This window comes from Serratia nevei (assembly GCF_037948395.1).
GTDB lineage: Bacteria > Pseudomonadota > Gammaproteobacteria > Enterobacterales > Enterobacteriaceae > Serratia > Serratia nevei.
Window position 1 is genome coordinate 5,253,143 of record NZ_CP149940.1, and the last position, 19,712, is coordinate 5,272,854.

The window sequence follows — 19,712 nt, forward strand, 5'->3', positions numbered from 1 at the left end:
CGGCCGCATGGCCGGGAGTTCGCTTTAAAACGCCACGCACACCGGCGCATCCACCCGCATCACCGAATCCTGCGCAAACTGCTGCTTATAGCCGCTGCGCAGCGCCTCGATATTCGCCTCGCTCTCTTTGCCCGGCGCATGGATCAACAGCAGCGCCTTGCTGTTCTCGCGCGCCAGCTTGCCGTCGTGGCCCAGCCACTGCCCTTTGGCATCAAAGACCGTCAGCCCGTCTTTAAAACGCGGCGTCACCTGGCTGTCGACGAAGGTTTGCCACTCGGCGGCGGTGATCGCCGGCCCCGCCGGGCGATTCAGGCCGAAGTAGAGCGTTGTTTGCATCATCGGATCGCCGGTGTGGCAAGCCGGAGCGGGTGACACAGCCTGATGGCCTGGCGCCACGCAGCCGCTCAGCAGCAGGGCGGCCACCACGGCGCCGGCGGCCAGTTTCGGGGAGTTTTTCATCTGCAGTCTCGGTTTCTCGGTTGAAGGATTAGCTGCAAAAAGCATAGTCAGCGATGGAAACCAGCGCGAAATTTCTAATGCTTTTATCAACAGCCAGATGTTAAAAAAGGCTGGTTATCGGCAATAAAAACGGATTTTGGATTAGCTAAATTAATCCGAAACACCATCAGTGAAAAAAACTCAGTGGCGCGCGCCATCGGCGGCGATTACCCTGCCGGCCATCATTCTGACGCAAGTACGCTGTGAATCCCTTATGTTACTGAGCATCCTTTATATCATCGGCATCACCGCCGAAGCCATGACCGGCGCGCTGGCGGCCGGCCGCCGCCAAATGGACATGTTCGGCGTGATCATCATCGCTTCGGTCACGGCGATCGGCGGCGGGTCGGTGCGCGATATGCTGCTCGGGCATTTTCCATTGGGCTGGGTCAAACACCCGGAATACATCGTCATCGTCGCGATAGCGGCGATCGTCACCACCTGGGTGGCCCCCCTGATGCGCCATCTGCGCCGCCTGTTCCTGGTGCTCGACGCCGTCGGCCTGATCGTCTTCTCCATCATCGGCGCGCAGGTGGCGCTGGATATGGGGCACAGTGCGATTATCGCCGCCATCGCCGCAGTGATCACCGGCGTCTTCGGCGGGGTGCTGCGCGACATGTTCTGCAACCGTATCCCGCTGGTTTTCCAGAAAGAGATCTATGCCGGCATCTCCTTCAGCGCCGCCTGGCTGTATATCGGCCTGCAGCACCTCAGCCTGCCGCACAATCTGGTGGTGATCCTCACGCTGGTCGCCGGCCTGAGCGCGCGCCTGATCGCCCTGCGCTTCCGCCTCGGCCTGCCGGTGTTCAACTACCAGCATCCGGATCACTGATCGTCCGGCAGCATGTACCGCGCCAGATAATCCACGAACACCCGGACTTTCGGCAACATGTGCCGGTTAGAGGGCCACACGGCAGAAAACGCGCCGCGCTCGGGCGTGCTGTCTTGCAGCACCGCCGTCAGCTGCCCGCTGCGCAGGGCCTGGCTCAAAGTGAAATCCGGCAGGTAGGCGATGCCCAATCCCTGCTGCGCCGCATGGATTAGCGCCTCAACACTGCTGAAACTCATCGTCACCGGCAACCTTAACGACAACGCCTCATCGTCGGCGCTCAGCCGCCACGCCTGCAACTGCTGCCCGCCCGGGAAGCGATAACGCAAACAAGCATGCTCGAGCAGATCCGCCGGTTTCAACGGCGTTCCGCGCCGGCGGAAGTAGTCCGGCGCGCCGACTAAAACCTGTCGAAACGGTCCAAGACGCCGCGCCATCAGGCGGGAATCAGCCAGCTCGCCGCCGCGAACCGCCACATCAACGCCCTCGGCGATCAGATCCGCGATGCGATCGTTGAAGTCCACATCCAACTCAATCTCAGGATAACGCGCGGTAAAATCAGCCAACAGCGGCACCAGCATGCGGTAACCGATGGCGGGCATGCTGACGCGCAGCTTGCCGCGCGGCGCCTCTGAAATACGTACCATCTCGGCTTCAGCGTTCTCGATGTCACTAACAATACGCCGGCAGCGTTCGTAAAATAGCGCCCCTTCCTCCGTCAAATTGATGCGCCGGGTGCTGCGGTTGAACAGCCTAACGCCCAACGACGCCTCCAGCCGCGCCACGCTTTTACCCACCGCCGAGGCCGACACCCCCAATCGCTCCCCAGCAGCGACAAAGCTGCACGATTCGGCAGCGCGAACAAACGCCAGCAGCCCGCTCAAACTTTCCATATGGCCCCCATTAGAGCGTTTTTGTCCTGAAAGTGTGGAATTCAGCCTTATTTTTAACCTATTCAGTCTTATTTATCATCCATACCCATCGAAACCACCGCATCAGGAATCGCCCATGAACGCTCATCCATCCCGGAATGCGCCCCCGCAGCGCTGGCTCATACTCTTTTCCGTGTGTCTCGCGGGCCTGATCATGCCGCTGAGCTTTACCGGCCCCGCAGTCGCGCTCACCGCAATCGCCAAAGATTTGGGCGGCGGACTGGTCGCGCTCAGTTGGGTCACCAACGCGTTTATGCTGACCTTCGGCTGCAGCCTGATGCTCGCCGGAGCGCTCGCCGATCGTTTTGGCCGCAAGCGTGTGTTTATCTGTGGATTGGCGGCGCTCGCGCTCAGCGCTCTGCTCATGAGCGCGGCGCAAGACATTATGTCCTTCGACGCGATACGCGCGCTGCAAGGCATCTCCGCCGCGGCCGCACTGGCCGGCGGAACCGCAAGCCTGGCCCAGGTATTTAACGGACCGGAGAGAAGCAAGGCCTTCAGCCTGCTGGGTACCACGTTCGGCATCGGGCTGGCATTCGGGCCGCTGCTGGCCGGCACGCTGACGCAGCTCTTCGGCTGGCGCGCGCTTTTTCTCTGCCTGGCGCTGCTCAGCGCCATTGCGTTGTTCAGCGGCCAGCGCGATATGCCCGAATCGCGCGATCCCGCCGCCTCTCGCCTCGATTGGCCCGGCGCCATCGTCTTTACGCTGGCGCTGTCGCTGTTGACTTACGCCGTGCTGCTGGCGCCCGACAGCGGCTGGAGCAGCGCGCAAGTCATTAGGCCGCTGACCGGCGCGCTGCTGTTTATGCTGGCTTTTATCCTGATAGAACGCCGCACCGCTCGGCCGATGCTCGATCTGTCGCTGTTTCGCTACCCGCGCTTTGTCGGCGTACAGCTGTTGGCGGCAGCGCCGGCCTATTCATACGTGGTGTTGCTGGTGCTGCTTCCCCTCCGATTTATCGGTATCGAGGGTTACGGCACCGTGGAAACCGGCATGATGATGCTGACGTTGTCCGCGCCAATGCTGGCGCTGCCGCTGCTGACCGGGGTATTCGCTCACCGCTTTTCCGCCGGCGCCGTTTCCAGCCTCGGCTTGTTGATTTGCGCCGCCGGGCTGGCATGGCTGGCGCACTATGCGCCGGGGCAATCGCTCGCGCGGTTACTGCTGCCGATGCTGACCATCGGTTGCGGCATCAGCTTGCCCTGGGGATTGATGGACGGTTTAGCCGTCAGCGTCGTGCCACGAGAGCGAGCGGGCATGGCGACCGGCATTTTCAGCACCGTTCGCGTCGCGGGGGAAGGCATTGCATTGGCGATCGTCGGTGCCCTGTTGACCTTGTTGGTTGGGCGCCATCTCGCTCCCCCAACCGCAAACGCCGCCGGCGCGCACGCCCTGGCCATGGGGGATATGCCGCGGGCGACCGCCCTGCTCAATGCGGACGCCGCACGGCTGAAGCACGCCTACGAACTGGCTTTCCAGAATCTGCTGTACTTACTCGCCCTGACGACGCTGGCGTCCGCCGTCATTATCTTTCTCTTTCTCCGCCCCCCCGCACGGGAAACCCCTTCGTCCGCCCCACGCATTACCGACGCGCCGTAATCTGACATGGCCTCGCCGCCGAGGCCAAAACAGCTGAAATGTTGCCCTTCGACGCGCAAATTCGCTCATTCGCCGCTTTTTCCGCGCAAAGCGGCGGGCAAAATGCGAGCTAACGCTGCACCCGGCGCGTTAGCCGTGTATACTGTGCGGAGAAAATACACATCCGCTGTTATTGGCATATCAACCGTTATCAACGAACATCATCATGGCTCAAGGCACGCTTTATATTGTCTCTGCTCCCAGTGGCGCAGGTAAATCAAGTCTGATTCAGGCTTTGTTAAAGACGCAACCGCTGTACGACACGCAGGTTTCGGTTTCGCACACCACGCGCGACAGCCGCCCGGGTGAAAATCACGGCGAACACTATTTCTTCGTCTCGAAAGACGAATTCCGCCGGATGATCGAGCAGGACGCGTTTCTTGAGCACGCCGAAGTGTTCGGCAACTATTACGGCACCTCGCGCGCCGCCATCGAACAAGTGTTGGCGACCGGCGTAGACGTGTTTCTGGATATCGACTGGCAGGGCGCGCAGCAAATCCGCGCCAAAATGCCGCAGGCGCGCAGCATCTTCATTCTGCCGCCGTCGAAGGAAGAACTGGGCCGCCGCCTGCGCGGGCGCGGGCAGGATTCCGAAGAGGTGATCGCCAAGCGCATGGCTCAGGCCGTGGCGGAAATGACGCATTATGCGGAGTACGATTACCTGATTGTGAACGATGATTTCGATCTGGCGCTGTCCGATCTGAAGACCATCATTCGCGCCGAACGCCTGCGTTTGGGCCGCCAGTTGCTGCGGCATGACGCTTTAATCAGCAAACTATTGGCAGACTGAAGGCAGTTTCAGTATCATGCCCAGTCTTTTCGTCACCTGTGGAGTAGCACAAATATGGCACGCGTAACTGTTCAAGACGCTGTAGAGAAAATTGGTAACCGTTTTGACCTGGTGTTGGTCGCTGCTCGTCGGGCGCGTCAGATCCAGACCGGCGGCAAAGATGCACTGGTTCCGGAAGAGAACGACAAGTACACCGTTATCGCCCTGCGCGAAATCGAAGAAGGCCTGATCACCAGCCAGATCCTCGACGTGCGTGAGCGCCAGGAACAGCAAGAGCAGGAAGCCGCAGAGATTCAAGCGGTTACCGCGATTGCTGAAGGTCGTCGTTAATTAGACTGCGAGTCCGCCTTGTACCTGTTTGAAAGCCTGAATCTGCTGATTCAACGTTACCTGCCCGAGGAGCAGATTAAGCGCCTCAAACAGGCATACCTCGTCGCGCGCGACGCGCACGAGGGCCAGACACGCTCCAGCGGTGAGCCTTACATTACTCACCCGGTCGCCGTGGCCTGCATCCTGGCGGAAATGCGTCTCGATCACGAGACGCTGATGGCGGCATTGCTGCACGACGTCATCGAAGACACCCCAGCCACCTATCAAGATATGGAACAGCTGTTCGGCAAGAGCGTCGCCGAACTGGTTGAGGGCGTCTCCAAGCTCGACAAGCTGAAGTTCCAGGACAAGAAAGAAGCGCAGGCGGAAAACTTCCGCAAGATGATCATGGCGATGGTGCAGGATATCCGCGTCGTGCTGATCAAGCTGGCCGACCGTACGCACAACATGCGCACCCTCGGTTCGCTGCGCCCCGACAAACGCCGGCGCATCGCGCGTGAAACCCTGGAAATCTACAGCCCGCTCGCCCACCGTCTGGGTATTCATCACCTGAAGACCGAGCTGGAAGAGCTGGGCTTCGAGGCGCTGTACCCGAACCGCTATCGCGTGATCAAGGAAGTGGTGAAAGCCGCGCGCGGCAACCGCAAAGAGATGATTCAAAAAATCCTCTCCGAGATCGAAGGGCGGCTGACCGAAGCCGGCATCGCCTGCCGCGTCAGCGGGCGGGAAAAACACCTCTACTCCATCTACCTCAAGATGCACCTCAAAGAACAGCGTTTCCATTCCATCATGGATATCTACGCGTTCCGGGTGATCGTGAAAGAGGTCGATACCTGCTACCGCGTGCTCGGCCAGGTGCACAGCCTGTACAAACCGCGCCCGGGGCGAGTGAAAGATTACATCGCCATTCCCAAGGCCAACGGCTATCAATCGCTGCATACCTCGCTGATCGGCCCGCACGGCGTGCCGGTCGAAGTGCAGATCCGCACCGAAGACATGGATCAGATGGCTGAGATGGGGGTGGCCGCGCACTGGGCTTACAAGGAAAGAGAACAGGGCGAAACCGGCACCACGGCGCAGATCCGCGCCCAGCGCTGGATGCAAAGCCTGCTGGAGCTGCAGCAAAGCGCCGGCAGTTCGTTTGAATTTATCGAGAGCGTCAAATCCGATCTGTTCCCGGATGAGATTTACGTTTTCACCCCGGAAGGCCGCATCGTCGAGCTGCCCGCCGGCGCCACGCCGGTCGATTTCGCCTATGCGGTGCATACCGATATCGGCCATGCCTGCGTCGGCGCGCGCGTCGATCGTCAGCCATACCCGCTGTCGCAGTCGCTGACCAGCGGCCAGACCGTCGAGATCATCACCGCACCGGGCGCACGGCCCAACGCCGCCTGGCTGAACTTCGTAGTCAGCTCGAAAGCGCGCGCCAAAATTCGCCAGATGCTGAAGAATCTCAAGCGCGACGACTCCGTCGGCCTCGGCCGCCGTCTGCTCAACCACGCGTTGGGTGGCAGCCGCAAGCTGGCCGAAATCCCGCAGGAAAACATTCAGCACGAGCTGGACCGCATGAAGCTGGCGACGCTGGACGATCTGCTGGCGGAAATCGGCCTCGGCAACGCCATGAGCGTGGTGGTGGCGAAGAACCTGCAGGGCGATCAGTCCAGCCTGGGCGCTTCCTCCGGCGTGCGTAACCTGGCCATCAAGGGCGCCGACGGGGTGTTGATCACCTTCGCCAAGTGCTGCCGTCCGATTCCGGGCGACCCGATTATCGCTCACGTCAGCCCGGGCAAAGGGCTGGTGATCCACCATGAATCCTGCCGCAATATTCGCGGCTATCAGAAAGAGCCTGAGAAGTTCATGGCGGTCGAGTGGGATAAAGAGACCGAGCAGGAGTTCATCGCCGAGATCAAGGTGGACATGTTCAACCACCAGGGCGCGCTGGCCAACCTGACGGCGGCGATCAACGCAGCCGAGTCCAATATTCAGAGCCTGAACACCGAAGAGAAAGACGGTCGGGTTTATAGCGCCTTTATCCGCTTGACCACCCGCGATCGCATCCATTTGGCAAACATTATGCGTAAAATCCGTATCATGCCGGATGTGATCAAAGTTAACCGCAACCGAAACTAGCGCTTATGAGTCCTGAACGCTATGCGCGGATTTGTGAAATGCTCGCGACCCGGCAGCCGGATTTGACGGTCTGCCTGGAGCAAGTGCACAAACCGCATAACGTCTCCGCCATTATCCGCACCGCCGACGCCGTCGGCGTGCATCAGGTCCACGCCGTGTGGCCCACCACCCGCATGCGCACCCTGGTTTCCTCCGCCGCCGGCAGCAACAGCTGGGTCAGCGTCAAAACCCATCGCTCCATCGGCGACGCGGTCGGTCACCTGAAAGCGCAGGGCATGCAAATTCTGGCCACCAATCTGTCTGCGCGCGCGGTCGATTTCCGCGAGGTGGATTACACCCGGCCCACCTGCGTGCTGCTCGGCCAGGAAAAAACCGGCATCACCGAAGAAGCGCTGGCGCTGGCCGATCAGGACATCGTCATTCCGATGATCGGCATGGTGCAATCGCTCAACGTCTCCGTGGCCTCAGCACTGATCCTGTATGAAGCGCAGCGCCAGCGGCAGAACGCCGGCCTGTATCGCCGCGACAACAGTATGCTGGATGAAGAAGAGCAGCAGCGTCTGCTGTTCGAAGGCGGCTACCCGGTGCTGGCCAACGTGGCCAAGCGCAAAGGGCTGCCACGCCCGCAGATTGACGAGCAGGGCCAGGTGGTCGCCAGCGCCGAATGGTGGGCGGCCATGCAGGCGACGGCGCGCAAATGAAAGGCCGCCTGCTGGATGCTGTCCCACTCACCACGCTTTCCGGGGTTGGCGCCAGCCAGGCGGGCAAACTGGCCAAGCTTGGCCTCGAGACCATTCAGGATCTGCTGCTGCACCTGCCGCTGCGCTACGAAGACCGCACTCGCCTCTACCCGATCAACGATCTGCTGCCGGGCATCTACGCCACGGTAGAAGGGGAAGTGCTGCGCAGCGACATCAGCTTCGGCCGCCGCCGCATGCTGACCTGCCAGATCAGCGACGGTACCGGCATCCTCACCATGCGGTTCTTCAACTTCAACGCCGCGATGAAGAACAGCCTGGCCACCGGCCGCCGCGTGACCGCCTACGGCGAGATCAAACGCGGCAACCACGGCGCGGAGATCATCCATCCGGAATACCGCATTCAGGGCGAAGCCAGCGAAGTCGAGCTGCAGGAGTCGCTGACGCCGGTCTACCCCACCACCGAAGGGGTGCGGCAAGCCACGCTGCGCAAGCTGACCGATCAGGCGCTGGAGCTGCTGGATACCTGCGCCATCGCCGAACTGCTGCCGTCGGAGCTGAGCGGCGGCCTGATGAGCCTGCCGCAGGCGCTGCACACCCTGCATCGCCCGCCGCCGGACATCCAGCTGGCGGATCTGGAGCTGGGCAAACACCCGGCGCAAAAACGCCTGATCCTCGAAGAGCTGCTGGCGCATAACCTCAGCATGCTGGCGGTGCGCGCCGGCGCCCAGAGTTACCAGGCGCAGCCGCTGCTGCCAGACGATCGGCTGAAAAACCGTTTTCTCGCCCAGCTGCCGTTCTCGCCGACCGGCGCGCAAACGCGCGTGGTGGCCGACATCGAAGCCGATATGCAAAAAGACTTCCCGATGATGCGACTGGTGCAGGGCGACGTCGGCTCCGGCAAAACGCTGGTGGCGGCGCTGGCGGCGCTGCGCGCTATCGCGCACGGCAAGCAGGTGGCGCTGATGGCGCCGACCGAGCTGCTGGCCGAGCAGCACGCCAACAATTTCCGCCAGTGGTTCGAACCGCTGGGGCTGGAGGTCGGCTGGCTGGCCGGCAAACAGAAAGGCAAGGCGCGCATCGCGCAGCAGGAGGCCATCGCCAGCGGTCAGGTGTCGATGGTGGTCGGCACCCACGCCATCTTCCAGGAGCAGGTGCAATTTAACGGCCTGGCGCTGGTGATCATCGATGAGCAGCACCGCTTCGGGGTGCATCAGCGGCTGGCGCTGTGGGAGAAAGGCGAAGAACAGGGCTTCCACGCCCATCAGCTGATCATGACCGCCACGCCGATCCCACGCACGCTGGCGATGACCGCCTATGCCGATCTCGATACCTCGGTCATCGACGAGCTGCCGCCGGGCCGCACGCCGGTGACTACCGTCGCCATTCCCGATACCCGCCGCGCCGACATCATTCAACGGGTGAAGAGCGCCTGTCTGGAAGAGGGGCGGCAGGCTTACTGGGTGTGCACGCTGATCGAAGAGTCCGAACTGCTGGAAGCGCAGGCGGCGGAAGCCACCTGGGAAGAATTGAAAACCGCGCTGCCGGAGCTGAAGGTGGCGCTGGTGCACGGCCGCATGAAAGCGCAGGAAAAGCAGGCGGTGATGCAGGCGTTTAAACAGGGCGAGCTGCAGCTGTTGGTCGCCACTACGGTGATCGAAGTCGGCGTCGACGTGCCGAACGCCAGCCTGATGATCATCGAAAACCCGGAGCGGCTGGGCCTGGCGCAGCTGCACCAGCTGCGCGGCCGCGTAGGACGCGGCGCCGTGGCCTCACACTGCGTGCTGCTGTACAAAACGCCGCTGAGCAAGACTGCGCAAACGCGCCTGCAGGTGCTGCGTGACAGCAACGACGGCTTCGTCATCGCGCAGCGCGATCTGGAGATCCGCGGCCCGGGCGAGCTGCTTGGCACCCGCCAGACCGGCAGCGCCGAATTCAAGGTGGCGGACCTGCTGCGCGACCAGGCGATGATCCCCGAAGTGCAGCGCGTCGCTCGCCATCTCCATCAGCACTATCCGGAGCACGCCCAGGCGCTGATAGAACGCTGGCTGCCGGAGAAGGCACGCTACTCCAACGCATAAAAAAGGGCGCCGCAGGCGCCCTTTTCATTATGACTCGCGATATCACCCCACCGCCGGGAACACCGGCAGCAGCAGATACAGCTTGATGACGATGGCGTTGGCGATATCGATAAAGAACGCCCCCACCATCGGCACCACCAAAAACGCCACGTGCGAAGGGCCGAAGCGATCGGTGATCGCCTGCATGTTGGCGATCGCCGTCGGCGTGGCGCCCATGCCGAAGCCGCAGTGGCCGGCAGCCAGCACCGCCGCGTCGTAGTTTTTACCCATCACCCGGTAGGTAACGAAGATCGCGTACAGCGCCATGACCAGCGTCTGCACCGCCAGGATCGCCAGCATCGGCAGCGCCAGCGAGGCCAGCTCCCACAGGCGCAGGCTCATCAGTGCCATCGCCAGGAACAGCGACAGGCTGACGTTGCCCAGCACCGATACCGCCCGCTCGAACACGGTATAAAAACCGGTGAAGGCCAACGTGTTGCTGAGGATCACCCCGACGAACAGCACGCAAACGAAGTTCGGCAGTTCAAACACCGTGCCGCTCAGCAGGCCGGCAATCAGCTGCCCCAGGCTCAGACAGATGGCGATCATGGCGATGGTTTCGATCATCACCAGCGAGGTGATCAGGCGACCGCTTTCCGGCTTCTCGAAGCCGCTCGGCTGCACGCTGTCTTCCGGGGTGCCCTCCGGCGTGGAGGAGTGCTTGACCAGATAGCGCGCCACCGGGCCGCCGATCAGGCCGCCCAGCACCAGCCCGAAGGTGGCGCAGGCCATGGCGACTTCCGTCGCGTTTTCAAAACCGTAGCGCTCGATGAACAGCTTGCTCCAGGCCGCCCCGGTACCATGCCCGCCCGACAGAGTGATCGACCCGGCGATCAGGCCCATCAGCGGATCCAGCCCCAGCATTTTCGCCATCCCGATGCCGATGGCGTTCTGCACGATAAGCAACCCCAGCACCACGAACAGGAACACCACCAGCACCTTGCCGCCGGCGCGCAAACGCGCCAGGTTGGCGTTCAGGCCGATGGTGGCGAAGAAGGCCAGCATCAGCGGGTCCTTCAGCGACATGTCAAAACTGATTTCCCAGTTGACGAGCTTTTTCAGGGCTAACAGCAGGAGAGCCACCAGCAAACCGCCAGCGACGGGAGCAGGAATGGTATATTTTCGCAGCAGAGGAATGGTTCTGACGCACTTGCCCCCGAGGAGCAAAACCAGCGTCGCCGCGACTAACGTGCCATAAGTATCAAGATGAAACATCCAGGTACTCCATGTAAGGGAAAAGATCCAAATAAAAATAATAAGTTATAGAAAACCACTTAGTTTTTAAACTTGATGAGTGCGGGATTAAAAGTAAAAAACGCTGAGATGACAAGAAAAAATGAATGAAAATGCGACATAAACGAGAAAGTCGGCAACATAATATTTACGCGCAACCGTTTGCTTTTGCGGGGCGGAGCATTAAAATGCCTGCTTTGCCGTATCTGGAAACGCCACACCATGAGCATGTCATCCTCCGAGCTTGATGCCGCGCGCCAAGCCGCCTCAGAACCCCGCGCCAGTGAACTGATTTATCGCCTGGAAGATCGCCCGCCGCTGCCGCAGACGCTGTTTGCCGCCGGCCAGCATCTGCTGGCGATGTTCGTCGCGGTGATCACTCCGGCCCTGCTGATCTGCCAGGCGCTGGGCCTGCCGGCACAGGATACCCAGCACATCATCAGCATGTCGCTGTTCGCCTCCGGTCTGGCTTCCATTCTGCAAATCAAAACCTGGGGGCCGGTGGGTTCCGGGCTGCTGTCGATTCAGGGCACCAGCTTCAACTTCGTTTCGCCGCTGATCATGGGCGGTCTGGCGCTGAAAAACGGCGGCGCCGACGTGCCGACCATGATGGCCGCGCTGTTCGGCACCCTGATGGTCGCTTCCTGCACCGAAATTTTGCTGTCGCGCGTGCTGCATCTGGCGCGCCGCATCATCACCCCGCTGGTTTCCGGCATCGTGGTGATGATCATCGGCCTGTCGCTGATTCAGGTCGGCCTGACCTCGATCGGCGGCGGCTACGCCGCGATGAACGATCACAGCTTCGGCTCGCCGAAAAACCTGCTGCTGGCCGGCGCGGTGCTGGCGGTGATCATCCTGCTGAACCGCCAGCGCAACCCTTATCTGCGCGTGGCTTCGCTGGTGATCGCCATGGCGGTCGGCTATCTGTTGGCTTGGGCGATGGACATGCTGCCCGCCGACGCACCGGCGGCCCCCACGGCGGCGATCACCATCCCCACGCCGCTCTATTACGGCCTGGGCTTCGACTGGAACCTGCTGCTGCCGCTGATGCTGATCTTTATGGTCACCTCGCTGGAAACCATTGGTGACATCACCGCCACCTCCGACGTCTCCGAACAGCCGGTCAGCGGGCCGCTGTACATGAAGCGCCTGAAGGGCGGCGTGCTGGCCAACGGCCTGAACTCGATGCTGTCGGCAGTGTTCAACACCTTTCCCAACTCCTGCTTCGGCCAGAACAACGGCGTGATCCAGCTGACCGGCGTCGCCAGCCGCTACGTTGGCTTCGTGGTGGCGCTGATGCTGATCGCGCTGGGGCTGTTCCCGGCGGTGGCCGGCTTCGTACAGCACATTCCCGAGCCGGTCCTGGGCGGCGCGACCATCGTGATGTTCGGCACCATCGCCGCCTCCGGCGTGCGCATCGTGTCGCGCGAGCGTCTGAACCGTCGCGCCATCATGATCATGGCGCTGTCGCTGGCCGTCGGCATGGGCGTCTCCCAGCAGCCGCTGATCCTGCAGTTCGCGCCGGACTGGCTGAAAACCCTGCTCTCTTCCGGCATCGCCGCCGGCGGCATTACCGCCATCGTGCTGAACCTGGTGTTCCCGCAGGAACTCGAGAAAAAGTAACCCGTCCATTGATGTTCAAACGGCCGCTTGCGGCCGTTTTTTATTGTCTATCAGACCATTGCCCTTGAGATGCCCGGCCAATTGCGGCATAAACAGGGTATCTTTTTTGACCGATGCGGATGTAGACGATGAAATTTATCGGAAAGCTGTTGCTGACGTTGCTGCTGCTGATCGTGTTGGCGGTGGTGGTGCTGTACCTGGTGGGGCAAACTCGCTGGGCGGCAGGCCGCCTGAGCGCCTGGATCAGCGACAACAGCGAATACCGCCTGTCGATAGGAAAAATCACCCATTCGTGGAGCCAGCCGGAGCAGATCGCTCTGGAAGACGTGCAGCTGGCGCGCAACGGCCAGCCGCAGGCGCTGGTCGCCAAACGCGTCGATCTCGGCCTCAGCCTGCGCCAAATCACCGAACCGCGCTATTTCCACAGCGTCACGCTGCGCGACGGCACGTTGAACGTGCAGCCGCAGGCGGCGGCGCTGCCTGTACAGGCCGACGTGCTGCAGCTGAGCAACATGGCGTTGCAGTCCAACGATAGCGAGTGGCAGCTCAACGCGCAGCAGGTCACTGCCGGCATCACGCCGTGGCGCCCGCTGGCCGGCCATCTGCTGGGGGACAACAACCAGTTCCAGTTCAGCGCCGGTTCGATGACGCTGAACGGCATACCCGCCTCGAAGGTGTTGGTGCAGGGGGAGCAAAAACAGGGCCAGCTGCTGTTGAACAACTTCGGCGCCAATCTGGCGCAGGGCGACCTGACCGGCGTGGCCAGCCGCGCCGCCGACGGCAGTTGGCAGGTGGATCGCCTGCGGCTGAGCGGCGTGCGCATGCAGACCCCGCTGACGCTGGCGGAATTCATGCAGCGCTTTACCACGCTGCCGCCGGTCACCCTCAAGCGTTTCGATCTGATCGACGCGCGCCTGGAAGGCAAGGCATGGGCGTTTAACGATCTCGATCTGTCGCTGCAAAACGTCAGTATCGAAAAAGGCGACTGGCGCAGCGAAGACGGCTCGCTCAACGTCAACGCCGGTGACGTGATCAACGGCAGTTTCCACCTGATCGATCCGATCGCCACCCTGCGGCTCTCTTCCGCCGGCATCGCCATTCAGCAATTCACCACCCGCTGGGAAGGCGGGCTGCTGCGCACCTCCGGCAACTGGCTGCGCGCCGGCAAACGCCTGCAGCTGGATGAAGTGGCCATGGCGGCGCTGGAGTACACCCTGCCGATCGACTGGCGCGAGCTGTGGCTGAAACCGCTGCCGGACTGGCTGGCGGAGGTGTACGTCACTAAACTGACCACCAACCGCAATCTGATCATCGATATCAACCCGGCATTCCCGTTCCAGATCACCGCGCTGGACGGCTACGGCAGCAACCTGCTGCTGGCGCGCGATCGCCAATGGGGCATCTGGTCCGGCTCGCTGAACCTGAACGGCAGCGAAGCGACCTTCAACAAGATAGACGTGCGGCGCCCTTCGCTGGCGCTGAACGCCGACGCCAATCAGATCGCCGTCACCGAGCTCAGCGCCTTTATGCCTAATGGGTTGCTTGAGGCCAAAGCGACCGTCGATCAGCTGCCGGGCAAGCCGTTCCAGCTGACGCTGCACGGCCGATCGGTACCGATCAACACTTTGCAGCAATGGGGATGGCAGCCGGTGCCGCTGACGGGCGACGGCAACCTTGAGCTGCAGTTGAAAGGGCTGCTGAACAGCGACGGGCCGTTCAAAGCCTCGTTGAAGGGCAATCTGCAGGCCACCGCCGGCGACGGCCAAGCGGTGAACCAACAACTGCCGTAATGCACTGCGCGGCCCGCCCTCAGGGCAGGGCCGCCGCCTTATTCTTCCAGCGCTTCAGAACCGCCCTTATCCAACGGCACATCCGGCTCGGCCGGCAACACCATGTAGGTGCCTTCGAACACCGCGCCTTTATCCTCGTCGCCGAACAGATGCACTTCGGCGTGTACGCGCGCGCGGCGGCCGCGCGCCAGACGCGCCAAATCGCCGCTCAGCGAGCCGAGATCCGCCACCGCCCGCGGCCTGCCGGTGATCGGTTTGCTGTAGCGAATGTGCGCGTCCGCCAGAATGATGGTGCCGCCGAGATGGCGCTCGCGCAGCAGCAGCCAAATCAGCCCCCAGGCGGTCAGCGTCGCCAGCGAGAACAGGCTGCCGGCGAACAGCGTATGGTGTGGATTCTGGTTGCCGATTTCCGGCATGGTGGTGACGAAGCGCTGGCCGGTGTATTGGCTGATGCGCACGCCCATCTTTTCGCTCAGCGGGATATGTTCATACCAAGCCTGCTGCAGTTGGCCGCACCAGTCGGGGCGATGCAGGATATCGTCCAGCGTCGCTACCGGTTTGATCATCAAAAAGTGGCGGATCGGGGTGGTCTGCGGCGCAGTGATCTCCCCCTGATTGACGAACCCCAGCTTGGCGAAGAAGTCCACCGCGTCCTCACGGGCGCTACACACCACCCGCTTCACGCCCTCCTGCCGCGCAACGGACTCCAGCGTCATCGCCACCAGCGTCCCCAGCCCTTTATCCTGCAGCGTCGGATCTACCGCCAGAAAACGGATCGCCGCCTCGTTGTCGGCATTGATGTACAGCCGCCCGATGGCGACGATTTTACCGGCCTCGTCCACCACCATTTGGTGATGGGCCATGGCGTCATAGGCATCCTTTTCCGAACCCACCGGCTGGTGCAGCGGCTTGCGCAGCATTTCCCAGCGAAACTGGTAATACTCCTTCAGTTCTTGCTCTGTTACGGGTACTCGTAGGTGATACATAGACGCCTGTTCTCCGAATGCTTAGACCTGTAGCCAGAATGTCACCGGACCATCGTTGACCAGCGCCACCTGCATGTCGGCGGCGAACTCGCCGGTCTGGGTCTCTACGCCGCGTTCGCGGCACTGGCCAACAAAATATTGATACAACCGATCGGCTTCCTGCGGCGCAGCACCGCGCGAGAAGCTGGGCCGCATGCCCTTTTGGGTGTCCGCCGCCAGGGTGAACTGCGAAACGACCAGCACGCTGCCCCCGGCCTGCTGGACGTTGAGATTCATCTTGTCGTTCTCGTCGCCGAAAATGCGGTATCCCAACACGCGTTCGCACAGGCGCTGCGCTTTTTGCTCGTTATCGCCCTGCTCCACGCCCAATAACACTAACAAACCGGGGCCAATCTTGCCTACCGTCTCGCCACCCACCGTGACGCTGGCGTTTAACACCCGTTGAATCAACGCAATCATTCCTGCTGCCCTTCTGGTTTCTGTTCCTGTTGCTCCGCCTTCTGCCGGCGGTAGTCGCGGTATTCGCCGATGGTCACGGTGATTTCCGCGCCGAGTAACACGATACACCAGCTCCAGTAGACCCACAGGAATAAAATCGGGATCACCGCCAGCACGCCGTAAATCAGCTGATAGGAGGGGAACATGGTGACGTACAGCGCGAATCCCTTCTTGCCCAGCTCGAACAGCAATCCGGCCACCACCGCGCCAATCAGCGCGTCTTTGGGCGGCACCCGCACCGTCGGCACGATGCAATACAGCAGCCAGAAGGAGATGCACGACAAAATCAGCGGGAAGATGCGCAGCACCTGATCCACCAAACCGTTGACGCCGGTCTGTGCCAGCCAGTTGAGCGACAGCAGGTAGGAGCTGATGGCCATGCTGGCACCCACCAGCAGCGGCCCCAGCGTCAGCACCATCCAGTACACGGCGAAGGAGAAGACGATCGGCCGCTTGTTCTTGCTGCGCCAGATGGTGTTCAGCACGCTGTCCACCGAGGAGATCAGCAGCAGCGCGGTGACGATCAGCCCGCAGGTGCCGACGGCGGTCATCTTGTTGGAGTTGGCGACGAACTGTTCCAGGTAGTTCTGTATGACGTTGCCGGCGGCCGGCACGAAATTGGAAAAGATGAAGCTCTTCAGCTGTTCGCTGATGTCGGAAAACATCGGGAAAGCGGCGAACAGCGCGAACACCACGGTGACCAGCGGCACCAGCGACAGCAGGGAAACATAGGCGAGATGGCCCGCCAACATCGTCAGGCCATCGTGATCGATACGCTGGTACAGCAACCGTCCGAAGGTGACGCCGGGCTTAATCGCAGAGGGCAGCTTCTTGCGGCGGAAAAACGACATGGTCACTCCTTGATGTCAGTTGATACGCCTTAAGCTTAACGCGCCCTGCGCTCATTGGGCAAAATAGGCCGGCACCACGTCGCGATCGGTGACGTGCACCGTCTTGATCCCCAGCGCCTGCGCGGCGAGGACGTTCGCCGGGTGATCGTCGAAGAACACCGCGTCGGCGGCGGCGGTGTTTTCCGCAGCCAGCACATGTTGATAGATATCGGCCTCCGGCTTGCGCATGCCGAGATCTTGCGACAGATAAAGATGATCGGCGGCGGCGGCCACTTCAGGATAGTGCTGCGGCCAGTAGTTGCAGTGCAGACGGTTGGTGTTCGACAGCACCACCACCCGGTGACCCTCGTTGCGCAGGCGCTGCATGATGTCGATCACTTCCGGGCGCAGCGCGACAAATACCGCCTGCCAGCCGGTGGCGAATTGCTCGAAGCTGAGCGCGATGCCCATTTCATCGCACAGCTTGCCGGCGAAGTCTTCGTCGCTGATTTCACCGCGTTCATGTTGCTGGAATACCTCACCCATGGTGAAACGATCGGACAGCACCGCCAACGGCGTGCCGCTCAAATTGCTCCACACGCCCAGCACACGCTTGAAATCGATATCGACGATCACATTACCTAAATCAAAGATATACAGCATAGTCCTCTCCTGATGGGCCGGTGAGATTTCACTGTAGCGGGAAAAGGAACAGCTGAACAGGGAGCGAACGGAAAAGCGCATAGCGCGCCGCACAAACGGGGAACAACAGAGGAAAAAACTCAGGGCGCGAGAACCGCGCCCTAAGCATGAGACACTCAATCAGCGATTAAGCGTCTTTAGGACCGCGGCTGGCACGCTTACGATCGTTTTCCGTCAGGTGACGCTTACGGATACGGATCGAGGTTGGCGTCACTTCTACCAGTTCGTCGTCATCAATGAACTCCAGAGCTTGCTCCAGGGTCATTTTGATGGCCGGAACCAGGGTAGTCGCTTCGTCAGTACCGGAAGCACGCATGTTGGTCAGCTTCTTACCGGTCAGGCAGTTTACGGTCAGGTCGTTAGAGCGTGAGTGAATACCGATGATCTGGCCTTCATACACTTCTGCACCGTGGCCCAGGAACAGCTTGCCGCGATCCTGCAGGCCGAACAGCGCGAACGCTACCGCTTTGCCCTGGCCGTTGGAGATCAGCACGCCGTTCTGACGCTGGCCCACTTCGCCCGGACGCACGTCGTCGTAGTGGCTGAAGGTGGAGTACAGCAGGCCGGTACCCGAAGTCATGGTCATGAATTCGTTACGGAAGCCGATCAGACCGCGGCTTGGGATCACGTAGTCGAGACGCACGCGGCCCTTACCGTCCGGATCCATGTTTTTCAGGTCGGCTTTACGCTCACCCATCGCCTGCATCACGGAACCCTGATGCTGCTCTTCGATATCCAGCGTTACGTTCTCGAATGGCTCCTGCTTGCGGCCATCGATTTCACGGAAGATAACTTTCGGACGGGAAACCGCCAGCTCGAAACCTTCGCGACGCATATTTTCGATCAGCACCGACAGGTGCAGTTCGCCACGGCCGGATACGCGGAAGGCGTCCGCATCGTCGGTTTCTTCAACGCGCAGCGCTACGTTGTGTACCAGCTCTTTGTTCAGACGATCAAGGATCTGACGCGACGTTACGTACTTACCTTCTTTACCGCAGAACGGCGAGGTGTTGACGTTGAAGAACATGGTTACGGTCGGCTCGTCGACGGACAGCGCCGGCAGCGCTTCTACGGCGTTGGTGTCGCAGATGGTGTCGGAGATGTTCAGCTCGCCCAGGCCGGTGATGGCGATGATGTCGCCCGCTTCCGCCAGGGTGCTGTCGATACGCTCCAGACCCAGGTGGCCCAGCACTTTGCCCACTTTACCGTTGCGAGTTTTACCTTCGCTGTCGATGATGGTGACCTGCTGGTTCGGCTTCACTTTACCGCGCTTGATGCGGCCAATGCCGATAACGCCCAGGTAGTTGTTGTAGTCCAACTGGGAGATCTGCATCTGGAATGGCGCTTCCAGCTCAACCTGCGGCGCAGACACGTGGTCGACGATCGCCTGATACAGCGGGGTCATGTCTTCCGCCATGTCGGTGTGGTCGACGCCGGCGATGCCGTTCAGCGCAGAAGCGTAGATGATCGGGAAGTCGAGCTGCTCGTCGGTCGCGTCGAGGTTCACGAACAGGTCGAACACCTGATCCACAACCCAGTCAGGGCGCGCGCCAGGACGGTCAACCTTGTTGATGACCACGATCGGCTTCAGACCGTTGGCGAAGGCCTTCTTGGTCACGAAGCGGGTTTGCGGCATAGGGCCATCCATTGCATCCACAACCAGCAGCACCGAGTCAACCATCGACATCACGCGCTCTACCTCGCCGCCGAAGTCGGCGTGTCCTGGGGTATCCACGATGTTGATACGGTAACCGTTCCAATTAATGGCGGTGTTTTTTGCGAGGATGGTAATCCCACGCTCTTTCTCCAAATCGTTGGAGTCCATTACGCGTTCGGTCGCTTCCGCACGCTCTCCGAAAGTACCGGATTGTTGCAGCAGCTTATCAACCAGGGTGGTTTTACCATGGTCAACGTGGGCAATAATGGCGATGTTACGCAAATTTTCGATCACAGCTTTGCCTCGGGCATTAGAAATAGCGCGCTATTGTACACGTATTAAGCGAGGGACTAAACAAGATCACAACCATCTCTTATAAACAACCGCGTACCGGTCAGTTTGTGATCCCTTTCACGGTGCAAAAAGC

The 19,712-nt window shown here is 61.1% G+C and carries 17 protein-coding genes; 9 read left to right on the top strand and 8 right to left on the bottom strand.

Features of this window, described 5'->3' with window-relative positions:
* Window positions 1-24 precede the first annotated feature (24 nt).
* Window positions 25-459 (bottom strand): DUF3574 domain-containing protein, encoded by a 435-nt coding sequence (locus V8N38_RS25065; protein ID WP_055317175.1) that lies wholly within the window; start codon window positions 457-459, stop codon window positions 25-27.
* A gap of 253 nt (window positions 460-712) precedes the next feature.
* Here V8N38_RS25065 and V8N38_RS25070 point away from each other — a divergent pair, with 253 nt between their 5' ends.
* Entirely contained in the window at window positions 713-1,330 is a 618-nt protein-coding gene (locus V8N38_RS25070; RefSeq protein WP_025304704.1) for a trimeric intracellular cation channel family protein, read from the top strand.
* On the opposite strand, the gene V8N38_RS25075 is transcribed toward V8N38_RS25070, so the two are convergent.
* The gene (locus V8N38_RS25075) at window positions 1,324-2,220 is read right to left on the bottom strand and encodes a LysR family transcriptional regulator (RefSeq protein ID WP_147840655.1); all 897 of its coding nucleotides are present in this window, start codon (window positions 2,218-2,220) and stop codon (window positions 1,324-1,326) included. The genes V8N38_RS25070 and V8N38_RS25075 overlap by 7 nt on opposite strands.
* Before the next feature lie 115 nt (window positions 2,221-2,335).
* On the opposite strand from V8N38_RS25075, the gene V8N38_RS25080 reads away from it, so the two are divergent.
* From V8N38_RS25080 to recG, 6 genes are all read left to right on the top strand, one after another.
* Window positions 2,336-3,859: an MFS transporter gene (locus V8N38_RS25080; protein ID WP_147840654.1), complete on the top strand. Its 1,524-nt coding sequence runs from the start codon at window positions 2,336-2,338 to the stop codon at window positions 3,857-3,859.
* A gap of 205 nt (window positions 3,860-4,064) precedes the next feature.
* A complete protein-coding gene (gene gmk / locus V8N38_RS25085; RefSeq protein WP_004931218.1) occupies window positions 4,065-4,688 on the top strand; it encodes a guanylate kinase in 624 nt (207 codons plus the stop codon).
* A 54-nt stretch (window positions 4,689-4,742) separates the two neighbouring features.
* A complete protein-coding gene (gene rpoZ, locus V8N38_RS25090; RefSeq protein WP_004931221.1) occupies window positions 4,743-5,018 on the top strand; it encodes a DNA-directed RNA polymerase subunit omega in 276 nt (91 codons plus the stop codon).
* Window positions 5,019-5,036: 18 nt separating this feature from the next.
* The gene (gene spoT, locus V8N38_RS25095; protein ID WP_019452189.1) at window positions 5,037-7,148 is read left to right on the top strand and encodes a bifunctional GTP diphosphokinase/guanosine-3',5'-bis pyrophosphate 3'-pyrophosphohydrolase; all 2,112 of its coding nucleotides are present in this window, start codon (window positions 5,037-5,039) and stop codon (window positions 7,146-7,148) included.
* 5 nt (window positions 7,149-7,153) lie between these two features.
* Entirely contained in the window at window positions 7,154-7,849 is a 696-nt protein-coding gene (gene trmH, locus V8N38_RS25100; RefSeq protein WP_147840653.1) for a tRNA (guanosine(18)-2'-O)-methyltransferase TrmH, read from the top strand.
* Window positions 7,846-9,927 carry an ATP-dependent DNA helicase RecG gene (recG, locus tag V8N38_RS25105; RefSeq protein ID WP_060441442.1) on the top strand — a complete coding sequence of 694 codons (2,082 nt, stop codon included), beginning with the start codon at window positions 7,846-7,848 and terminating at the stop codon, window positions 9,925-9,927. Before trmH ends, recG begins: the two co-directional genes overlap by 4 nt.
* A 42-nt stretch (window positions 9,928-9,969) precedes the next feature.
* On the opposite strand, the gene gltS is transcribed toward recG, so the two are convergent.
* Window positions 9,970-11,181: a sodium/glutamate symporter gene (gene gltS / locus V8N38_RS25110; protein ID WP_038872558.1), complete on the bottom strand. Its 1,212-nt coding sequence runs from the start codon at window positions 11,179-11,181 to the stop codon at window positions 9,970-9,972.
* 240 nt (window positions 11,182-11,421) lie between these two features.
* Here gltS and V8N38_RS25115 point away from each other — a divergent pair, with 240 nt between their 5' ends.
* Window positions 11,422-12,822, top strand: a complete 1,401-nt coding sequence (locus tag V8N38_RS25115; protein ID WP_147840652.1) for a nucleobase:cation symporter-2 family protein — start codon at window positions 11,422-11,424, stop codon at window positions 12,820-12,822.
* A 128-nt stretch (window positions 12,823-12,950) separates the two neighbouring features.
* Window positions 12,951-14,612, top strand: a complete 1,662-nt coding sequence (locus V8N38_RS25120) for an AsmA family protein (protein ID WP_147840651.1) — start codon at window positions 12,951-12,953, stop codon at window positions 14,610-14,612.
* A gap of 38 nt (window positions 14,613-14,650) precedes the next feature.
* Here the strand turns inward: V8N38_RS25120 and fabY are convergent, their stop codons facing one another.
* From fabY to typA, 5 genes are all read right to left on the bottom strand, one after another.
* Window positions 14,651-15,598: a fatty acid biosynthesis protein FabY gene (gene fabY, locus V8N38_RS25125; RefSeq protein WP_147840650.1), complete on the bottom strand. Its 948-nt coding sequence runs from the start codon at window positions 15,596-15,598 to the stop codon at window positions 14,651-14,653.
* 21 nt (window positions 15,599-15,619) lie between these two features.
* Entirely contained in the window at window positions 15,620-16,057 is a 438-nt protein-coding gene (dtd, locus tag V8N38_RS25130) for a D-aminoacyl-tRNA deacylase (RefSeq protein WP_025304712.1), read from the bottom strand.
* Complete coding sequence (locus tag V8N38_RS25135; RefSeq protein ID WP_049201866.1) at window positions 16,054-16,947, bottom strand: virulence factor BrkB family protein; 894 nt, start codon at window positions 16,945-16,947, stop codon at window positions 16,054-16,056. The genes dtd and V8N38_RS25135 overlap by 4 nt, the downstream gene beginning before the upstream one ends.
* A 51-nt stretch (window positions 16,948-16,998) precedes the next feature.
* Complete coding sequence (gene yihX, locus V8N38_RS25140) at window positions 16,999-17,589, bottom strand: glucose-1-phosphatase (protein ID WP_060425015.1); 591 nt, start codon at window positions 17,587-17,589, stop codon at window positions 16,999-17,001.
* A 166-nt stretch (window positions 17,590-17,755) separates the two neighbouring features.
* A complete protein-coding gene (gene typA / locus V8N38_RS25145; RefSeq protein ID WP_004931243.1) occupies window positions 17,756-19,579 on the bottom strand; it encodes a ribosome-dependent GTPase TypA in 1,824 nt (607 codons plus the stop codon).
* Window positions 19,580-19,712: the final 133 nt, after the last annotated feature.

Coding starts and splice junctions, on each gene's coding strand:
- V8N38_RS25120 (WP_147840651.1), top strand. CDS start 12,951: ATGAAATTTATCGGAAAGCTGTTGCTGACGTTGCTGCTGCTGATCGTG.
- yihX (WP_060425015.1), bottom strand. CDS start 17,589: ATGCTGTATATCTTTGATTTAGGTAATGTGATCGTCGATATCGATTTC.
- gmk (WP_004931218.1), top strand. CDS start 4,065: ATGGCTCAAGGCACGCTTTATATTGTCTCTGCTCCCAGTGGCGCAGGT.
- V8N38_RS25080 (WP_147840654.1), top strand. CDS start 2,336: ATGAACGCTCATCCATCCCGGAATGCGCCCCCGCAGCGCTGGCTCATA.
- V8N38_RS25075 (WP_147840655.1), bottom strand. CDS start 2,220: ATGGAAAGTTTGAGCGGGCTGCTGGCGTTTGTTCGCGCTGCCGAATCG.
- V8N38_RS25065 (WP_055317175.1), bottom strand. CDS start 459: ATGAAAAACTCCCCGAAACTGGCCGCCGGCGCCGTGGTGGCCGCCCTG.
- V8N38_RS25070 (WP_025304704.1), top strand. CDS start 713: ATGTTACTGAGCATCCTTTATATCATCGGCATCACCGCCGAAGCCATG.
- gltS (WP_038872558.1), bottom strand. CDS start 11,181: ATGTTTCATCTTGATACTTATGGCACGTTAGTCGCGGCGACGCTGGTT.
- V8N38_RS25135 (WP_049201866.1), bottom strand. CDS start 16,947: ATGTCGTTTTTCCGCCGCAAGAAGCTGCCCTCTGCGATTAAGCCCGGC.
- recG (WP_060441442.1), top strand. CDS start 7,846: ATGAAAGGCCGCCTGCTGGATGCTGTCCCACTCACCACGCTTTCCGGG.
- fabY (WP_147840650.1), bottom strand. CDS start 15,598: ATGTATCACCTACGAGTACCCGTAACAGAGCAAGAACTGAAGGAGTAT.
- rpoZ (WP_004931221.1), top strand. CDS start 4,743: ATGGCACGCGTAACTGTTCAAGACGCTGTAGAGAAAATTGGTAACCGT.
- V8N38_RS25115 (WP_147840652.1), top strand. CDS start 11,422: ATGAGCATGTCATCCTCCGAGCTTGATGCCGCGCGCCAAGCCGCCTCA.
- dtd (WP_025304712.1), bottom strand. CDS start 16,057: ATGATTGCGTTGATTCAACGGGTGTTAAACGCCAGCGTCACGGTGGGT.
- trmH (WP_147840653.1), top strand. CDS start 7,154: ATGAGTCCTGAACGCTATGCGCGGATTTGTGAAATGCTCGCGACCCGG.